16 protein-coding genes, 1 tRNA gene and 2 pseudogenes are annotated in these 17,177 nt (G+C 46.0%); 15 read left to right on the top strand and 4 right to left on the bottom strand.

The features are described from left to right. Window positions 1–14 precede the first annotated feature (14 nt). Together MKX46_RS05880 and MKX46_RS05875 are read left to right on the top strand one after the other, a co-directional pair. A complete protein-coding gene (locus MKX46_RS05880) occupies window positions 15–341 on the top strand; it encodes a YnfA family protein (protein ID WP_023989398.1) in 327 nt (108 codons plus the stop codon). 95 nt (window positions 342–436) lie between these two features. After that, a complete protein-coding gene (locus MKX46_RS05875) occupies window positions 437–589 on the top strand; it encodes a hypothetical protein (protein ID WP_322251737.1) in 153 nt (50 codons plus the stop codon). Window positions 590–664: 75 nt separating this feature from the next. Here the strand turns inward: MKX46_RS05875 and MKX46_RS05870 are convergent, their stop codons facing one another. Beyond that, on the bottom strand, window positions 665–853 hold the full coding sequence (locus tag MKX46_RS05870) for a hypothetical protein (protein WP_023989396.1): 189 nt from the start codon (window positions 851–853) through the stop codon (window positions 665–667). A 128-nt stretch (window positions 854–981) separates the two neighbouring features. After that, the gene (locus MKX46_RS05865) at window positions 982–1,140 is read right to left on the bottom strand and encodes a hypothetical protein (protein WP_013311032.1); all 159 of its coding nucleotides are present in this window, start codon (window positions 1,138–1,140) and stop codon (window positions 982–984) included. 247 nt (window positions 1,141–1,387) lie between these two features. Here MKX46_RS05865 and MKX46_RS05860 point away from each other — a divergent pair. Further along, window positions 1,388–1,473, top strand: a tRNA-Leu gene (locus tag MKX46_RS05860). Between the two features lie 1,214 nt (window positions 1,474–2,687). Here the strand turns inward: MKX46_RS05860 and MKX46_RS05855 are convergent. After that, window positions 2,688–3,016 (bottom strand): annotated as a pseudogene (locus tag MKX46_RS05855) (response regulator transcription factor); the annotation flags it as partial. A 918-nt stretch (window positions 3,017–3,934) separates the two neighbouring features. On the opposite strand from MKX46_RS05855, the gene MKX46_RS05850 reads away from it, so the two are divergent. From MKX46_RS05850 to MKX46_RS05810, 9 genes and pseudogenes are all read left to right on the top strand, one after another. Next, window positions 3,935–4,516, top strand: a complete 582-nt coding sequence (locus tag MKX46_RS05850; protein ID WP_049816996.1) for a YkoP family protein — start codon at window positions 3,935–3,937, stop codon at window positions 4,514–4,516. Window positions 4,517–4,717: 201 nt separating this feature from the next. Continuing rightward, complete coding sequence (locus MKX46_RS05845) at window positions 4,718–5,344, top strand: YqaA family protein (protein ID WP_049816997.1); 627 nt, start codon at window positions 4,718–4,720, stop codon at window positions 5,342–5,344. Then, the gene (locus MKX46_RS05840) at window positions 5,322–5,843 is read left to right on the top strand and encodes a phosphatase PAP2 family protein (RefSeq protein WP_039272208.1); all 522 of its coding nucleotides are present in this window, start codon (window positions 5,322–5,324) and stop codon (window positions 5,841–5,843) included. The genes MKX46_RS05845 and MKX46_RS05840 overlap by 23 nt, the downstream gene beginning before the upstream one ends. Window positions 5,844–5,867: 24 nt before the next feature. Beyond that, entirely contained in the window at window positions 5,868–7,034 is a 1,167-nt protein-coding gene (locus tag MKX46_RS05835; RefSeq protein ID WP_241113309.1) for an MGDG synthase family glycosyltransferase, read from the top strand. A 30-nt stretch (window positions 7,035–7,064) separates the two neighbouring features. Beyond that, window positions 7,065–7,766, top strand: coding sequence for a polysaccharide deacetylase family protein (locus MKX46_RS05830; protein ID WP_029517702.1), 702 nt, complete (start codon window positions 7,065–7,067; stop codon window positions 7,764–7,766). 22 nt (window positions 7,767–7,788) lie between these two features. Next, a complete protein-coding gene (locus MKX46_RS05825; RefSeq protein WP_069010543.1) occupies window positions 7,789–8,922 on the top strand; it encodes an MGDG synthase family glycosyltransferase in 1,134 nt (377 codons plus the stop codon). Then, window positions 8,922–10,145 carry an MFS transporter gene (locus tag MKX46_RS05820; RefSeq protein ID WP_341070997.1) on the top strand — a complete coding sequence of 408 codons (1,224 nt, stop codon included), beginning with the start codon at window positions 8,922–8,924 and terminating at the stop codon, window positions 10,143–10,145. Before MKX46_RS05825 ends, MKX46_RS05820 begins: the two co-directional genes overlap by 1 nt. A gap of 21 nt (window positions 10,146–10,166) precedes the next feature. Next, on the top strand, window positions 10,167–10,481 hold the full coding sequence (locus MKX46_RS05815; protein WP_029517699.1) for a hypothetical protein: 315 nt from the start codon (window positions 10,167–10,169) through the stop codon (window positions 10,479–10,481). A 1,471-nt stretch (window positions 10,482–11,952) separates the two neighbouring features. Then, window positions 11,953–12,237, top strand: a pseudogene (locus tag MKX46_RS05810) (IS110 family transposase); the annotation flags it as partial. A gap of 37 nt (window positions 12,238–12,274) precedes the next feature. Here MKX46_RS05810 and MKX46_RS05805 read toward each other — a convergent pair. Beyond that, window positions 12,275–14,068: a hybrid sensor histidine kinase/response regulator transcription factor gene (locus MKX46_RS05805; protein WP_341070994.1), complete on the bottom strand. Its 1,794-nt coding sequence runs from the start codon at window positions 14,066–14,068 to the stop codon at window positions 12,275–12,277. A gap of 299 nt (window positions 14,069–14,367) precedes the next feature. Between MKX46_RS05805 and MKX46_RS05800 the strand changes: the two genes are divergently transcribed. From MKX46_RS05800 to MKX46_RS05790, 3 genes are all read left to right on the top strand, one after another. Continuing rightward, on the top strand, window positions 14,368–15,594 hold the full coding sequence (locus MKX46_RS05800; protein WP_341070993.1) for a serine hydrolase domain-containing protein: 1,227 nt from the start codon (window positions 14,368–14,370) through the stop codon (window positions 15,592–15,594). Between the two features lie 859 nt (window positions 15,595–16,453). Beyond that, complete coding sequence (locus tag MKX46_RS05795) at window positions 16,454–16,801, top strand: YolD-like family protein (RefSeq protein ID WP_029517694.1); 348 nt, start codon at window positions 16,454–16,456, stop codon at window positions 16,799–16,801. 201 nt (window positions 16,802–17,002) lie between these two features. After that, the gene (locus MKX46_RS05790; protein ID WP_241113305.1) at window positions 17,003–17,161 is read left to right on the top strand and encodes a hypothetical protein; all 159 of its coding nucleotides are present in this window, start codon (window positions 17,003–17,005) and stop codon (window positions 17,159–17,161) included. The last annotated feature ends 16 nt before the right edge of the window (window positions 17,162–17,177 follow it).

Genomic DNA, 17,177 nt, shown 5'->3' with positions numbered 1-17,177 from the left:
AGGGATGTGAAATGGTGCTAAAGGCAGCTTTACTTTTTATATTGGCTGGCATCGCTGAAATTGGAGGAGGATATTTGATTTGGCAGTGGCTGCGGGAAGGGAAGACATGGTATGTCGGACTTTGCGGCGGAGTAATTTTAGCTGTGTATGGAATTATTGCTACCTTTCAGGTATTTTCCTCCTTTGGGCGTGTATATGCAGCATATGGTGGTGTCTTTATTGTTCTTTCCATTGCATGGGGCTGGTGGATTGATAAAAAGACACCCGACTTGTACGATTTCATTGGTGGATTGATTTGTTTGGTCGGTATAGCTGTAATCCTGTTTCCGCGATCAGGGTGATAGGACGAAAAACCCTTTTTTATTTTTAAAAACATGACTATAGGTCTACAAAAAAAAGCTTCATATTCCGAAATAGAACTTAAGGAGGGGGTTCTATGAACTGGAATCAAATGAAGCTTAAATTGAAATTTGGCAGTACCATGCCAAAGAATGAAGGTAATTTCTCTTTTGGTATCATGTGTGGACTCTTAATCAGCATCGTGCTGTGGATCTCGATCATTGGCTGGATCATGCTGATCTTTAAGTGATTTTACGAAATCGCTTTACATATCAAAACAAATGCATTAAGGGCTACTTTAAACCTATGTCCTATTACCCATGCTTTATTTTGTGAAATCGTTACGTAACTTGTCTATCCCGCGACCTATGGCTTCATCGATCATATCAGTAGCAGCAGGTGTATCTGCATCGGTGTCAGGAATGCGATTAAATCCTGGCTCGCGCTTGTCCAGGGATTGTTTATGTTCAATTTGATCGTCAGTACGATTCTTTTCAGAGTTATTATCTCTCATAGCACATCACAGCTCCTTTTATTAGGTACATCAGCTTCTATACTTTACATAAACGTTTGTACTCCAGACTAAACGTTGATAAAAATAAAACCGGGGGGGAGTAATCCCGCCCGGCACTTCCCAAACAACTAGCGATGCTCAATCAGATCAATCGCTCCCAGAACAACATGAGCCAGTCCGAAACCGAGAATGCCTGTAGCTGCAAGTTTGTACTTACTGCTCAGCAACACAGCGCCTGAAGCCGATACTACCGTTCCAAGAACAGCTGGAATCATACCTTCACGCATTCGTAACACCCCTTCTGGTAGTTTGGAAAGACGTTTATTAGTGTAATTCAAATGTGCATAAGTTATACAAAAAGAAATTTTATTATTTTTTTTAAAAAAAACTTTACAATCCGATGAAATTATCGTATTATATGTTGGTGCCCGGTTGAACGACATTTACATAGCGAGAACACTTCTTAATAAGTAAGCTTCTCAGATACTTGTAAGACAAGAACAAGTAAGTGTAAAATAGCGTTCCTAAGATTATGCCGGGGTGGCGGAATTGGCAGACGCACAGGACTTAAAATCCTGCGGTAGGTGACTACCGTACCGGTTCGATCCCGGTCCTCGGCACTATTGTTTTTCTTTTGAATCCCTTGATTATCAAGGGATTTTTTATTTTTTAGTGATTGAAATCCTGGCTTCCATATCACAGGATCACAGGGAGCGAGCGCCTTTTTCGCTCCTGGGGACGGATTGGGGACGAACTTTTGGATCGAAGACATCGAGGTGTGCTGTTGTTTTACGACTAAGCTTCTTGGTGATGTGAGCATAGGTATCTGAAGACACCTGAGATGTGGAATGTCGTAATCGATGTTGAATCTCCTTGATAGATGCTCCCTGGCCCAGCAATACGTTGCATTTGTATGGCGGAGATCATGAAGTGATACATTACGGAAGCTGTGCCGCTCACACCAGTTTTTCCACTGCTGGGGCGCCGTTGTATGGTAATAGGGTTTCCCTGTACCTGAATGAAAAACAAAGTTACGATCCCCGCCTTTCCATGTCCCATTTGCCTTTGTCTCAAACCTTAATTTCCGCATGCTTTTAACATGGACGGCCAGTTCCTCCATGTACCATTGTGGCATATCTACATAATCGTTAGATGCTTCATTCTTGGTATCTGTAATGTCCGCCTGGCCATTTTTGGTGCTGTCAACCGAATACTGGATTTTGTCACCAACGACTATGGACGGGGGACGAAACGAAACAAGAAAAGTGAAAATGGACTCAGGATGCCAGAAGTAAATTAGACCGTAAGGGCTTAAGCCTTTGCGGTCTTTATTGTAGGTGTCTAAAGTTCTAGACTGAAAAATAAAGTAATAGTCTGAATGAGAAATTATCTAAGATCAATACATTGGTCTCCTCATCAAGATACCAACCAGGTGTTTATCGTGCTCGAAGAAGAGATGTTCATTGATTTCCGCGATAGCCAAGTAAAGATTTCCCAAGATGTTGTTTATTGTACCAAGGGTGTCGAACACAAAACTTTCGCTAACCAGGAGTATCATATCATGTTAGTAGAGCCCAGGGGCGTAGTAAACACTGGCGAGACTGAGTCAGAATTAACAGCAGTCAATGATATTTGGATCTAATGCATTTAGCTTCAGTTCGATTACATCGTTAAAGTAACGGGACACGATAGTTCAACTTCACTTGCTGCTATGACGAGAACCGGATTCCCCTGTAAGGGTCCGGTTTTTTCTGCAACGCATTGCTTAGCATACGATTTTTTCCGTTTCGTGAGGTGCCCCCTATATCGTGAGTACCATCGGGAAATTCTCCAGCTACACGATATTCTTCATTCGCGCCATTTCTATTGCTTCTTCGCGGTTGTTGACGCCGAGTTTTGAGTAGAGAATCGAGCAGTAATTGCGGATCGTTCCCTCCGATAAAAATAGCTTGGTGGCGATCGATTTGTAGCGCAGTCCGCTCAACAGATGCTCCAGAACTCCATCACGCGTTTCGTAAGCCCGTACGGGTAGTTTCCCTGACTTGAACCGATTTTCTCCAACTGCTCACGTTGACGCTTCATCTCTTCGAAAACTCGCGTAGCGACCGATTGGTCGATCTAGATTCCTCCATTATAAATAAGTTTCAAGGCTTCCTTCATCTCAATTTCCGAATGATTCAGACTATCATGCAATATAACTTCCCGATCCGTCAAGCGACAGAGGGTGGGGTAACTGCGGTTAGAACGTAGTTTAGCAAGCACGTCATATAAGACAGTTGACAGTTTGTCATGCGGTATATGTGACAGGTCCAAGTCAATGTCATCAAAAGCTTGGCGGTTTTATCACTGTTCGATTTAACAGTATCGGAGGTAAGATGAGGGGGTAAAGCAGAACAAGATTCTAAAATAATAGGAGCGATTGCGTTATGAAATCATTCACCATTCGAAAAGGAGTTGCACTTACTATAATAGCTATATTGGAGACGGATTCCTAACGCTGCTCTTTAACGATTCGCTACTTCAGGGATTTGAACTCACGTTCTTATTCAGCTGTACATTTCTTACAGGTGGTACGCAGAACTGAATGGATTGTTTAGCTTCGGCCGTAAGAGGGCGACGAATCCTTAGGTTGCAGGGTTTGTTGAAGAAGATGTCTATGAGGGGACTTTCCGTCATTTTCCCGGCACGCGCTGCACACTGCTTTAATTGAAGGTTTCCGATCAGCATCGTACCGATGTGATTCGGGTCATCCGGACTTTTCAGAAGGAGAAGCCATCTTATCAGTATTACCTGATTGGATTGTTAGGAGTGCAAATGAATCTCAACTAGCATGTAACGAAATTATTTTTGGTCGCACTTATATATCAGATTAAACTTGAGCGATCAGCGATGTGCATCAAATTGAGTGAAGGCCCCCCTCAAGACGGGCCACCATCCAGTACCTCAGCCCGGATGCTTTTTTGGTTAAATCCTCTATCATAAAAGTAACAAAAATAAGGAATTCACATAGGAATATTATTTCAGTTGGACAATTTCAATAAAATTTGTCGATTAAAATAAGAATGAGGGATGATTGGATCAATGTTGCTTCGTTTACGCAAATCTTCAATGCAGGCGGCCTGGATGGTGTGGGAAAGAGGGTTCGATTGGATTTCACGCTTTCGCGGCTCGCATACATCGCACTTTGGAATTTGCAAAGTCATGATTAAGAAACACCGAGGGGAGAGTATCGTCTGTGCGGACTCCACGATCATCAATAAAGGCGATCTGGTCGGGGAACTCCATCTCAATAATGAAACGATTCTGACGCTGATCAAATCCGAAGACTCAGACCGCGCAGCGCTCATGACGGCCCGGCTTACACGGAAATCCATGCAGCAGATCAGCGAGGCATTCGCAAGTCAGCCGGAGTTCAGAGAGGTGAAGGCGTTAGTCGGCGTTACGCTGCTTCATCGTGGTTTGATACATGGTCTTGGTTTCGAACAACAACCGATGAAATCCGATCTGTTCCAACGCATTACAACGGCTTATCTCCGATTATTGTTATCCGTCATGCACCCTGAAGGCAAGAAGCGGATTGGCCGCAAGACCGAAAAATTGATACCGATGATGCTGATTCACTCCCGCAGCTCGCTGAGGAACCGATTTATGACGGTGAAGTGACGGTCCGTTTCAAAGGAGTTATGTCTACCCAAATCAAGCTCCAATTAATTAAAAAAAAGAAACTAAGAGCGTGGTGAGTAAGTTCCTGGAGGGCGGTATGGAGTTGGAAACACAGCGATTGGAAACCCATACCGCCCGGAGGCAACCTATTTTTCATCATGCTCTGTAACAAAGGCGGGATAGGCATTCATGGATAAAATTATGGAATTTTTACAGAACTTTGGAGCGACGGGACTTTTCATTCACGCTATGCTCGATGCGATTATTTTCCCCATCCCGGCGTTCTTCCTGCAGCTTTCTTTAAGCGCGGTGCAACCGGAGTCGGCTTTATGGCTCGCTACGGTTGGCTTTGCAGGAAGTCTGCTTGGGACACCGATCGGTTATGGGATCGGCAAGGTGTCGGGAAAGCATGTTATGGGTGGTGTAATGAAGAAAAAATGGCTGGATTCGGCAAGCGACTTATTTGCCCGCCGCGGCGAGGCTGCAATCCTGATCGGATCGTTCACTCCGATCCCATTTAAAATATTTACGATTTTATCTGGATGCATGAATTATCCATTGTGGAAGCTGCTCAGCTATGCGGCCATTGGCCGGGCGGTGAAGTTTTATGTAGTCGGTTTTCTCTTCTATATATATGGCCGTGCGGCAGAGAATATGGTGAACCAAGTTCTCACGATTACGCTGGTGGGCATTGGTGTTGCGATTGCGGCAATATGGTTCTTGATACGGAAGCTGTGCGAGCGGAGGAAGATAAGGGATGAACATCAACCGATCGAAAAAACAGGGAATGGAGGCGGAAAACAGGATGCAGTGGATAAGGCGAATTGATCAAACGATGTTCTTCTGGTGCAACCAGCGGCTGAGCAGTAGGGCAATGGACCGATTGTTCGGATGGATTACCCATTTGGGCGGAGCTTTGTTTACCATCATTTGCGCCGTGTCCTTGGCATGGTTCGCCGAGGGGGAGTTCAGCAGAATCGGGCTGCAAAGCTTGATCGCACTGGCCGTTAGCCATATCATTGCTGTCCTGATCAAGAGAAAGGTGCGCAGAGACCGGCCTTTCCGCAAGCTGGAGCAGGTGAAGGTAGGCAAATTCCCGTTGAAGGATTATTCCTTCCCATCCGGCCATACTACCGCTATTTTCGCCCTGGTTACACCTTTTATGTTGGCCTCATCACCGGCAATTATGCTTGTCTTGATTGGTCTGGCCTTGTTGGTGGCCATATCCCGGGTTTATTGGGGCTATCACTATCCGATCGATTGTGTGGCTGGTGGGATGGTCGGATTCCTAACGGCGGTGCTGGTTGTTTTGTTCATGCATAGTTAAATTTCACGAGGGAGGCGATTGTTGATGAATAGCATGAAACGGGAAAAGCTGCTGATTCTGTCCGGCGCGCTCGGGGATGGACATATGCAGGCGGCCAAGGCGATTTTAGAGGCATCGGTGCTGTACAAACAGGGAGTAGAGGTGATCGACTTCATGCAATGGATCCATCCCCGCATGCATGTGGTTGAACGGTATTGCTTCCTGCAATGGGTGAAGCATTTTCCTTCCTCATACGGATATATGTATCAGAAGACCCGGACGGACAGTACACTTACTTTCTTCCTGAAGCATTTTCTCACGACCAGCCTGCAGCGGCTGCTCAAACTTCTGAATGAGGAACAGCCGACGTTGATTGTCAGCACGTTCCCGTTGGCATCAGCCGCCATTTCCTTGCTTAAGGAAAAAGGAATGACGGATCTGCCTGCGGCAACGGTCATTACCGACCATTCCGATCACAGCTATTGGATACATCCGTCTACGGATCTGTATCTGGTTGGCTCCGAAGGCGTGCGTGCAGCTCTGCAGAGAAAAGGCGTTGCTGACCACAAAATCGCTGTAACGGGCATCCCTGTTCGCCCATCCTACAGTCAGCATGACAATAAAGACCGGCTGCGCGAGAAGCTGGCCTTGGCTCTTGACGCCTTTGTCGTGCTGGTGATGGGTGGCGGCTGCGGGATTATCGATAAATCCTTCATCGAGCAAATGCAATCTGACTCTTTTCCCCCTAACGTGCAATTTGTCATCGTATGCGGACGCAATGTGAAGTTGCTGTACCGCCTGCGTGAAGCGTTGGGAGACAGGGATAACGTCATACTGACAGGCTTCATGGAGGGAATCCATGAATGGATGGCGTCCGCAGACGTATTGATTACCAAGCCGGGCGGACTGACGACCTCCGAAGCGCTGGCGCTTCAGCTTCCCATGCTGCTGCTGGAGCCACGGCTGGGGCAGGAAAAGGATAATGCCGATTATTTGATTCAAGCGGGAGTAGCGTATCTATGTCAGATTGACAATTTGCAGGATCAGCTTCAGCGGCTGGTTCAACAGCCTTCCCTATTGGAAGAAATGAGGGAGAAGGCAGGGCTGTGCAGACAGCAGGATTCCGCCAGACATGCGGTCATGCAAATTCTGAGCATGCAGAGCGATACACAGGAAGAAAAATGGGTTTGCTCCTTGCAGCAGTATGCTTAAGCTTAATTTTCACTAAGGAGGATAAAGACGTTGCTTGTTAAATATTTGTTGATTGGGCTCATAGGCTTCATCAGTCTGTATATGATAATTCCTAGTTTTCTGCCAAGAATGATCAAATTTGGAGCCTTTCGTAAGGGAACGACCAAGAACCAGGTAGCGTTCACGTTCGACGATGGGCCGCATCCGAGGTATACACCGGAATTATTGGATTTATTGCAGGATTATCAAGTGAAGGCCACATTCTTCGTGCTTGGCTCGCAGGCGGAGCTGCACCCGGATCTGATCAGAAGAATGGATCGTGAAGGTCATCAGATTGGAATCCACAATTACAATCACATCTCCAATTGGCTGATGCTTCCCTGGACGGTGCGGCGTGATCATATGAAACGGACCGCAGATATTATTGAATCCATAATTGGAAAAAGGCCGGATCACTATCGTCCGCCGTGGGGGCTCATGAACGCTTTCGATTTCTTTCATCCCAAATCGTACCGCATTGTACTCTGGTCCTTGAAGGCGGGGGACTGGCGCAGCAGAAGCTGCCGCAAGAAACTGAAGGCAACGCTGCTGAACGGAATTACGGACGGATCTGTTATTTTGCTGCATGACAGCGGAGATTCGCCGGGAGCGGACCGTCACGCGCCATATTTTATGCTTCGGGCTCTGGAGGAAGTACTGCATCAATTACAGGGACGCAACTTGCAATTCGTTCGTCTGGATGAAATGGCTTGACAAAGGAAATGAGGTGACAATAGTGGGACAGGAACCGCAAATTTTAATTTTAACGGCCGATTACGGAGAAGGTCATCATCAGGTGTCCAAGGTGTTGCAGCAAAGCTTGATCCGCAATGGTTATTGCCAGGTGGCGGTTGTCGACTTGTTCCGGGAAGCCTATCCTGTGCTGAACAAAATAATCCGCTATCTGTACCGGCAAAGCCTGTATGCAGCCAGCCTGGGCATTCCCTATTACGGATGGACCTACCATCTGACCAACCAGCTTCCCATGAAGGGAAAGATCGCAGCCTGGATGAACAGTCTTGGCGGCGACAGGCTCAAGAAAATCATCCTCCAGTACCAGCCGGAAGTCATCATTTATACATTCCCGTTCGGCAGCTTGCCAAGCAGCGTGGCATTATCTGCGATCCGTCCCCGGACTGCTGTTGTCATAACGGACTTTGACGTTCACCGAAGATGGCTGTTCGCCAAGCCGGATCATTATTTTGTCCCTGCCAGCGACGTGAAAGAGGCCATGGTCAGGCAGGGCGTCCCCGAGAGTCGTATTACCGTGACCGGAATTCCGGTCAGAGAGTCATTTCATGATGCGGCAATGAGTGGTCCCGGCTCCGTTAAAGAAGCAGATGAGCATGTGATTCTGCTTATGGCTAACGTCTGCGGCACATTGCATTCGCTATCGAGGCTCATCGGGAAGCTGCTGCTCTTGTCAGGCGTCCGCATTCAAGTGATTTGCGGCCGGCAGGAAGGATGGAGACGGAGGCTTGCGGAGAGCTGGGCGGATGATGCAAGAGTGGATGTATTCGGCTTCACCGATCAATTGCATGTTCTGATGAGCAGCGCCTGCTGCGTAGTCACGAAAGCGGGAGGCGTTACACTATCCGAGACGATTCAGGCCGGGGTTCCAATTTTCATCCTAAATCCGTTTCTGGGGCAGGAGAAGGAAAATGCCCTGTATTTGCAGCGCAAAGGAGCGGCAGTCGTGGCCTTTACGATTCATGATCTGGTGTTGCAGATACAAGCGATGATCTCCTCTGAGCAGATCAAGCAGTCGATGATGAACGGGCTGCTCGCAGCAAGGCAGAAAGCGGCTGCGGATCATATTGTCCGGCATTTGTTTCCTGAGGCAAGTCCCTTAAGAAGGAGTGGAATATGATGAGCGGGAGGAGCGCGTTCAAGCTTTCTACTCTGACGCTGTTCACGGTGCTTTTTTGCACAGAGTTTGTCCGAAGCGCTTTCTTGTTCTCGTTCCTGCCGAACTTTGCCGTCAACGAGTCGGGGCAAACCGTTGCTTTGGTCGGTCTTGCCGTCTCGCTTCATTATACAGCCGATACGCTGATTAAATGTGTGGCTGGATATTTGCTGGACAGGTTTTCGCTGCGCTGGCTGCTGCCCGCCACTTTCGTCCTGATGCTGTCCGGACTAGCCGCCGTGTTCTTTAGTCCGTATGCCTGGGGGCTTGTTGCCGGTTCCGTGATGCTTGGGATGGGGGCGTCGCCTATATGGCTCATTTGTCTGGAGAAAGTCCGACTTACGGAGCGGGCGGCCCAGATGGGAGCGATATACACCGTGTGGTTGGCCTGCATCGGTCTGGGGCCGGTCACAATCAATCTCACCTTCGATTATGGCTTCGAACCTGCCTTCCGGCTGATGGTTGCGCTGCTCGCCGTCGGCTGCATCGCATCGTTCGGGATTAACAGAACAACCCCCTTGCATCTCCAGAATGTCAGCTTTGCCGAACAAGCGGCAGGACTGCGAAGAAGGCTCGTTCAGCTGAAATGGCTGCTGCCAGGCATGGTCCTGCAGATGACCGCCGCGGGACTGCTGCTGCCGATACTGCCCGGTTTTGCCGCTGACCAACTCGGTCTGAGCCAGCCGCAATATTCGCTAATGCTCATATTAGGCGGGGCCGGCGCGATGCTGTTTCTTGTCCCGATGGGAAAGCTGGCCGATCGATGGGGGCACAAGCAAATGCTGTTCGCCGGTTTCGTATCGCTTACGGTCGTATTGGCTCTGTTAGTCGTATCCATGCCGCCGCCTGCATTAACGATGCTGTTTGCCTTTATGCTGGGATTGTCTTACTCAGCCGTGCTTCCGGCCTGGAATGCGGTGCTGTCGTACCTTGTTCCGGAGGATCAGAAGGGGGCCGGGTGGGGAGTACTCTCCGGGATTGAAGGGCTCGGTATTATGATTGGCCCGGTCATCGGGGGAGGGATAGCCAGCCAGTATACGAATGCCGCTGCCATTAGCATCAGCGCTGCTTTACTGGCGGTTCTTGCACTTTTTTATTTGATTTTGCCGCAAAACAAGCTTGTCTCGGCTGGCGGGACTTTGCAGCACAAGAGGGAGAACGCTCATGGACCTGATCGGGTTAGTTGAACCGAGTATGGATACCTGGTCTTGCTCATCGGCTTGCCGCTGGACTTCATCGCGCTCCCCATTCCGCCGAGTACACCTGAAATCCAAGCCATCGAAAATCATCACGATACAAGCCTCAGTTCATCTACCTCAGTACAAGAAGCTGGTGAAGGTGCCGATTTTAATTACGATTCTTTAAAGGATTACATTGCCTATGGTCTAACTTATGATAAGAAAGAGGACAGATTTCTCTTCAATGACAAGCAAGTCAGATTGTTTGTTGATAAGGATATAAAAAATGAAGGTAGATCAAATAACTTTTACTATGATGCTAAAGGAAATCCGATTTCAAAGTGATTAGAGATGATAACAATAAGATAATCAAAATAACGGAAGTTCATGGGAGTGAGTTACAAGCCTTAAATAAAACATTTGGATTTATAATAACTGATGGAAATTTACAGTTTGAATAAGTAGAGTCATTATATAAGCTACTGAAAAAGCCTTAAACCGTAAAAGGTGAACGAATACCAGTGAAATGATGGTTTTCTTTCACCTTTTTTAATAGACGGATTGTCAAGACAAGTACAACAGTTTCTCCTGTAACGATTCGTGAGAGGACTTCCATCTTAAGTTTTTCGGGGCCGGTTGTTAATCAGGGCGAGAGCCTGCTCCAGATCAGCATCTGTCACCAGAGCGAAGTTATGCCCCTTTGAGATAAATTCACGCTCAAGACTTGGCATTCTCGTTGGAGTCTCGTTGCCAGGATGAGTACGGGTCGGCGAAATAGACACCCACGCCGTACAGTCGTTCCAACTCTCTGTGACAGGCGAATTCTTTCCCCACGGTCGCGCTCCGAATCGCAGACATCGGATACTGAGCCGCCAATAAGCCAAACGCGATCTTTATCGATAATGCCGTGCGATCGTCATATAATCACTTGGTAAAAACGTGTTTTTGCCACCACGATGTGTCGACGCAAGCTTACTCTTTCCTCGGCTGGAAATGACCGTATCCGGCTCCCAGTGACTGAAGGTTTTCCGGCTACGGATCGTATTGGGACGCTGAATCAGGCTGGGTATTATGAATCGATATCACGCTTTGGGTACAAACAGCGGTACTACTAAGTATAAACATAGGGGAAAGCAGAAATAAAAAGCAAGAGATTATCAGGCTCTACCGTATAAGGTGAGGCAGGTGCAAAAAAGCAAAGGGAGTTATGCAGGAATAACGATGAAATAGAAAGAAATATCATTGATGACAATTTTCTTTTCAAAGGAGACTATTAATTTCAAAAGCATACAAAAAGACCCATCTAAATTATACTTCCTGTGCATGACATTCATGTTCCCTCTTACTTCTCAACACCATCATTTGATAAAATAAAAAGAGCGGCCGATAACATGACTTGCACGGCCACTTCATGCCTATTGTCGTTTCATTTCATTATTCCAGGTGGTATGTTCGTGATGGATATACGATTTATTGGCTGCTAAAAGGTTTGGTTTAGAACAAGTCGTGGTTCAGTACAGCCAGCATTTTCATTTTACAAACGAAGATTTACACGAGGAAGTTGCTGCTACCCAACTCTTGATAAACTTTCTAATACATAAATAATCAGTCAATTTAAAATGCCGTTGCAACGGAGAAAGTAATCACTATTTATCAAGTTTGTCCCCTATATTGATAATGAAGTAGGTTTAGTTTTTATATAAGCGTAAGTTGAAATAAGGGGTTTGAGAATGAAAAAGACTCCTTGGTATGATGTAAATGGGTCCACGATGCTGGCCAGCGACCGGATCCAAAAACAACCCAAGGAGACTACAAGATGAATTCTACTCAAAATGGACGTATTAATCAAATCACTTCTTCTACCTTAATTATCGGTGTAGACATCGCTAAATTCAAACATGTCGCCCGGGCACAAGACTACCGCGGAGTCGAGTTCGAGAAGGCCATTACGTCTGAGAACGACCGTGAAGGCTTTGAATTGTTCGTTAGCTGGTTCAGAAAGATTGCGACGGAGCAAGGGTTCCAGGACGTCATCGTTGGCATGGAACCGACCGACCACTACTGGTTGAACCTGGCCCATTTTTTGAAAGAACAGCACGTGACCCCTATATCGTGAGTACCATCGGGAAATTCTCCAGCTACACGATATTCTTCGTTCGCGCCATTTCTAATGCTTCTTCACGGTTGTTGACGCCGAGTTTCGAGTAGAGAATCGAGCAGTAATTGCGGATCGTTCCCTCCGATAAAAATAGCTTGGCGGCAATCGATTTGTAGCGCAGACCGCTCGACAGATGCTCCAGAATCTCCATCTCGCGTTTCGTAAGCCCGTACGGGTAGTTTCCCTGACTTGAACCGATTTTCTCCAACTGCTCACGTTGACGCTTCATCTCTTCGAAAACTTGCGTAGCGACCGATTGGTCGATCCAGGTTCCTCCATTATAAATAAGTTTCAAGGCTTCCTTCATCTCCCGCGGATGAATCGACTTCAGCATGTAGCCTTCTGCCCCGCGCTCCAATGCAGTTGCTGCCTGCAAGGAATCCTTAAACGTTGTCATGAATACAACCTTCATATCAGGCCATCGTTGCTTCATCTCAACTAAAGCTTCAATCCCGCCCATTCCCTGCATACGAATATCCATTAGCACGATATCTGGTTGGGAGCGATCACAATGTTCTAATGCTTCGCGCCCGTCCCTGGCTGTACCAACGACGTTAAAATCAGCATGCTGATCCAAAATTTGCTTCAAGCTGTCGGTAATGATCACCTGGTCATCAACGATCAGCAGGCGGATCGCATCATGTACAGGCTCTGTCTGCAACGGAATATTACATATGACGAAAGTTCCTTGTCCTGACTCGGAATGCACGGACACCGTGCCGTGAAATAGTTCAAGTCGTTCCTTCATTCCATTGAGCCCAAATCCAAATTGGATTTCTTCCATTCCGATGCCGTTATCTTCGATCTGTAATCGAAGCTGCTGACTATTGAAATGTAACTGAACGGATATCACGCTCGCCTTACCGTACCGAACCATGTTGGTTAGAGACTCTTGAAGGCAACGATATAAACAAATGTTTATTTTTTGCATAACGAGAGTCTCACTGCCGATCACACGGAATTTGACCGTTATACCTGTTGACTTCATAAAATCTTCAGTTAATTGCCGCAGCGATTCACTTAACGAATGGTTCAACGGAGTATGAGAGAGCTGATGCAGATGCTTTCGGATATCAACCAGACTGTGTTGGGCGATTCCGACAAGCGAATCGATCCTCTCTATTTGCGCATCTGGTACGGACGATCGCAGTGATTGGATGCCGACGATGAGCGAGGTAAGCGTATGGCCAATCGTGTCATTCAGCTCATGTGACAGCCGGCTGCGCTCCTCCATCAGCGTAAGTTCCTCAATCCGCTTAATATGCTGCTCCAGCAACAGCTTTTGCTCTTGAATAATTCGGGCTTGCTTGTGGGACTGAATTAAAATATTAAACGCGAAGCCGATGGCAAAACCAAGGCTGCAGCTAACGATAAACTCATACGGGAGACGATCAGCAATCCAACCGTTCAATACCGGGAATACGATTCCGCTAAGGATACCTGTCCACACATAGGTTCTTCGACTGCTCGTCAAGCCGATAGTTATCACGAGTAAAACAAAAGACCAAAGCAATCCCGGGGCTGCGTAGGCTAAATATAGATAAAAAAAGCCCGTTACCGTGACTTCGATTGTGAGATACCAGTCTTCTTTCCTATAGAGGATGATTAATGGAACGAGATAAACGACGAAAGCGAGAGAAAGTACAACCCAAAGCGATACAACGGTCAATGACGGATCGACAAAACCAGCGCTTGCGATAATGACCAGCCAAAGCGTTCGTATGGCCACAAGTATCCAATCATACCAGACCCTTTTTTTCATTATCGAGAACACGAATTACGCACACCTTCTTATATTTTTTTGCAAATCAAATTCCGAATGATTCAGACCTATCATGCAATATAACTTCCCGATCCGTCAAGCGAAAGAGGGTGGGGTAACAGCGGTTAGAACGTAGCTTAGCAAGCACGTCATATAAGACAGTTGACAGTTTGTCATGCGGTATATGTGACAAGTCCAAGTACGATGTCATCAAAAGCTAGACGGTTTTATCACTGTTCGATTTAACAATATCAGAGGTAAGGTGAGGGGGTAAAGCAGAACAACATTCAAAATAATAGGAGCGATGCGTTATGAAATCATTCACCATTCGAAAAGGAGTTGCACTTACTTTAATAGCTATATTGGCGGGTACAGTGGCCTATGGAACTGTCCACGCAGAGGGTCAGACGGCAACTTATCAAGCTATCAATAAAGCTGCCAATACCGACAATATTTTATCGTCGGAATTCGCAAAAGAACCCAAAAAAGAACTCAACGAGAAAGAAAAGAAAAGAAAGCATCGGGAAGAAGTCAAACGCGTCATGGATCAAGTAGTTACCAACAAAAGAGTCCCAAGTGTCGTAGCAGGCGGGCTACAGGATGGGGAACGCTGGTCCTACGCTACGGGTACAGCCAGTTTCGAAGTACCACGCCCGGTGGAGCCGGATTTTTCATTCCGTATTGGAAGCATCACGAAGACATTCACTGCTACCGTTGTATTGCAGTTGGCTCAGGAGAAAAAATTGAACCTGGATGATTCGGTCGAAAAATGGCTGCCAGGGGTCATAAAGGGTAATGGGTATGACGGCAACAAAATTACGATTCGTCAGTTATTGAACCATACAAGCGGGCTTGCGAGCTATACTGATCTTGATTTTCGAGATATTACCTTGCCTCAAAATCCATTCCGTTACTATTCGTCCGACGAGCTTATCAGCATGGGACTAGCAAAGCCGCCTGTATATGCGCCAGGGAAGGGCTGGAATTATTCGAACATGAATACTATACTAGCCGCTCAAATTATTCAGAAGGTAACAGGAGAGACGTATGCGGAGCAGATCAGGAAACGGTTGATCGAACCGCTCGGTATGACAGGGACATTTGTAATGGAAAATAGTCACGATATTCCAGGTAAGCATGCCACAGGATATAATATGGATAGATCGGGTCATTTGTATGATTTAACAGAAATGAATCAATCATGGGCAAATGCAGCCGGAGATATAGTCTCAACAACTAAAGATTTGACCACCTTCTTCAGTTCGCTGTTGGGCGGAAAGCTTCTAAATCAAGAGATAATGAACCAGATGCTCACGACAGTAGATTCACCTATAGGTAAAGTCGGACTAGGGATTTATGAAATAAAAACAGCTGACGGGCAATCATACTGGGGGCATGCCGGCGGTACTTTCGGATTTGAATCGAGAGCCTTCGGATCTCTAGGCGGGCAGCATATTTTGGTAACGTGCATCAACTCGGTAGCTCCGGAAGTGGAGCCGGCTCACAATAAAATAATCAATAAGGAGTTTGGCCGTTAAGTTTAAAGCCGACATCGCGTCCTTTATTTGAGGGCGGATGTCGGTTTCTGCTGTGATTAACCGTCGTTTCATGCAATCGAGACACATATGTCCGCATTCAGAATAAAACGACATCAAAATAGACAAGATGCACGAGGGGCATAACGACGGCGTATTTTATATTCGGTCGGTCAAGCTCTACTATCGACTTCTTTATCACTCCCGCCAACAGATGGTTTACCGCCGAAATCGGTAAAATAGGTTAGACGCAAATTCGATATAGAGAATAAGAAGATATATGAGATTTTTAGAAATACATAGTAGGTATAGACAACGTAATATTACTAACCTACACATTGCACCAGACTACAATTTCTATTTAAAGACTTCAAGGAAAATCAAACATTAAGACTAATGTACAAAAATATCAGAATTTCGTATATGTTATTCCGCTAACGGGATACGTTAGTTCAATGGAACAGCGACAGTCTAGGACATTATTTTCTCGTACTGGTTGTCACTGTTCCAATTTCAAAGTCCGTCTAAAACTTATTTTATGGAGACTAGCGGTATGACAATTCGAAAGATGCATGGAATAATGTCGATACAATCGTATGGAACAATATAGGAGATGAATTTGAGGGAAAGAAACTTAATCATTATTCAAAACTTGATCTAACCAGGTGAATATGCGGTGGTTAGCCAATTTTAATGCTCCAAAATTTTCATTTTATCCCCCTGATTTTGTATTTTCGTCTAGTCTATCAGACCTAGGAATATTTTTCTAGGACAAAAGTTTTGGATTCGGTATGCAAAAAGCCTTGTCTAGAACGTATGTTCGGAATATAATTTCTACATAATACATCAGGAGGCTACATACATGTCGAAAAAATTAGAAGGTAACGGCTTATGGGAAAGCAGCAGGATTATCATACCAGAACACAAGGAAGCATACTTAAAACTCATGAAAGACCGTCAGCGGAGAGGCAAGCCGGAACTTGACGATCAGGAAGTCCAGTTGATCGAGCAAGCGCTTATAGAGTCCTACAACACACGTCAACCTATAACACTAGTGGTTTTTAGCCCATTCGATGACGAAGAACTCACAGGTGTAATCACGTCTATAAATACTACTCGCAGGGAAGTGAAACTGTTTCGTGGCGAGGATGATTTTAGTTGGATCAAGTTGGAGGATATCATTTTCAGCAAGTATCTAGCAAAAATCTAAGGGTAGTAAATATTCTACTGATGTTATTCAACAAACAAGAAATGTCTCAGCTGCCTTATCTACGACAATTCAGCCGAAGTCTTTCTAGGAGCATTTGATGCTAGTGTTTTAGCTGAGCAGATCAATCCTCATATCGCAATCGAAGACTTCCTGATGATGATGCGTTACACCCGCATCAAGTTAAAGAAAGAGGCTTACAGAGTGGTACAAAACTACTACGGAGAAGCTCACTTTTACAGAAAAAGCCTGATGAGCTACAACAACATCGGGCTGGGCAAAGGTAACTTTTTCTTCGCTAACGGTCCATTTGTTGTGCAAAAAAATGGACCGCTAGCGAAGAAAGAAATCAATTCAGGTTAATGAAACAATTCTATGC

The sequence above is a fragment of the Paenibacillus sp. FSL P4-0113 genome (assembly GCF_038009305.1).
In the GTDB taxonomy this organism is placed as follows: domain Bacteria; phylum Bacillota; class Bacilli; order Paenibacillales; family Paenibacillaceae; genus Paenibacillus; species Paenibacillus polymyxa_D.
Note: the sequence above shows the minus strand (reverse complement) of the source record. Positions and strands in the feature narration are given on the sequence as shown.

Bases quoted from the DNA above. Each gene is read 5' to 3' on its own strand.
- MKX46_RS05850 (WP_049816996.1), top strand. From the start codon at position 3,935: ATGTTGCTTCGTTTACGCAAATCTTCAATGCAGGCGGCCTGGATGGTG.
- MKX46_RS05820 (WP_341070997.1), top strand. From the start codon at position 8,922: ATGAGCGGGAGGAGCGCGTTCAAGCTTTCTACTCTGACGCTGTTCACG.
- MKX46_RS05875 (WP_322251737.1), top strand. From the start codon at position 437: ATGAACTGGAATCAAATGAAGCTTAAATTGAAATTTGGCAGTACCATG.
- MKX46_RS05865 (WP_013311032.1), bottom strand. From the start codon at position 1,140: ATGCGTGAAGGTATGATTCCAGCTGTTCTTGGAACGGTAGTATCGGCT.
- MKX46_RS05835 (WP_241113309.1), top strand. From the start codon at position 5,868: ATGAATAGCATGAAACGGGAAAAGCTGCTGATTCTGTCCGGCGCGCTC.
- MKX46_RS05870 (WP_023989396.1), bottom strand. From the start codon at position 853: ATGAGAGATAATAACTCTGAAAAGAATCGTACTGACGATCAAATTGAA.
- MKX46_RS05845 (WP_049816997.1), top strand. From the start codon at position 4,718: ATGGAATTTTTACAGAACTTTGGAGCGACGGGACTTTTCATTCACGCT.
- MKX46_RS05840 (WP_039272208.1), top strand. From the start codon at position 5,322: ATGCAGTGGATAAGGCGAATTGATCAAACGATGTTCTTCTGGTGCAAC.
- MKX46_RS05795 (WP_029517694.1), top strand. From the start codon at position 16,454: ATGTCGAAAAAATTAGAAGGTAACGGCTTATGGGAAAGCAGCAGGATT.
- MKX46_RS05800 (WP_341070993.1), top strand. From the start codon at position 14,368: ATGAAATCATTCACCATTCGAAAAGGAGTTGCACTTACTTTAATAGCT.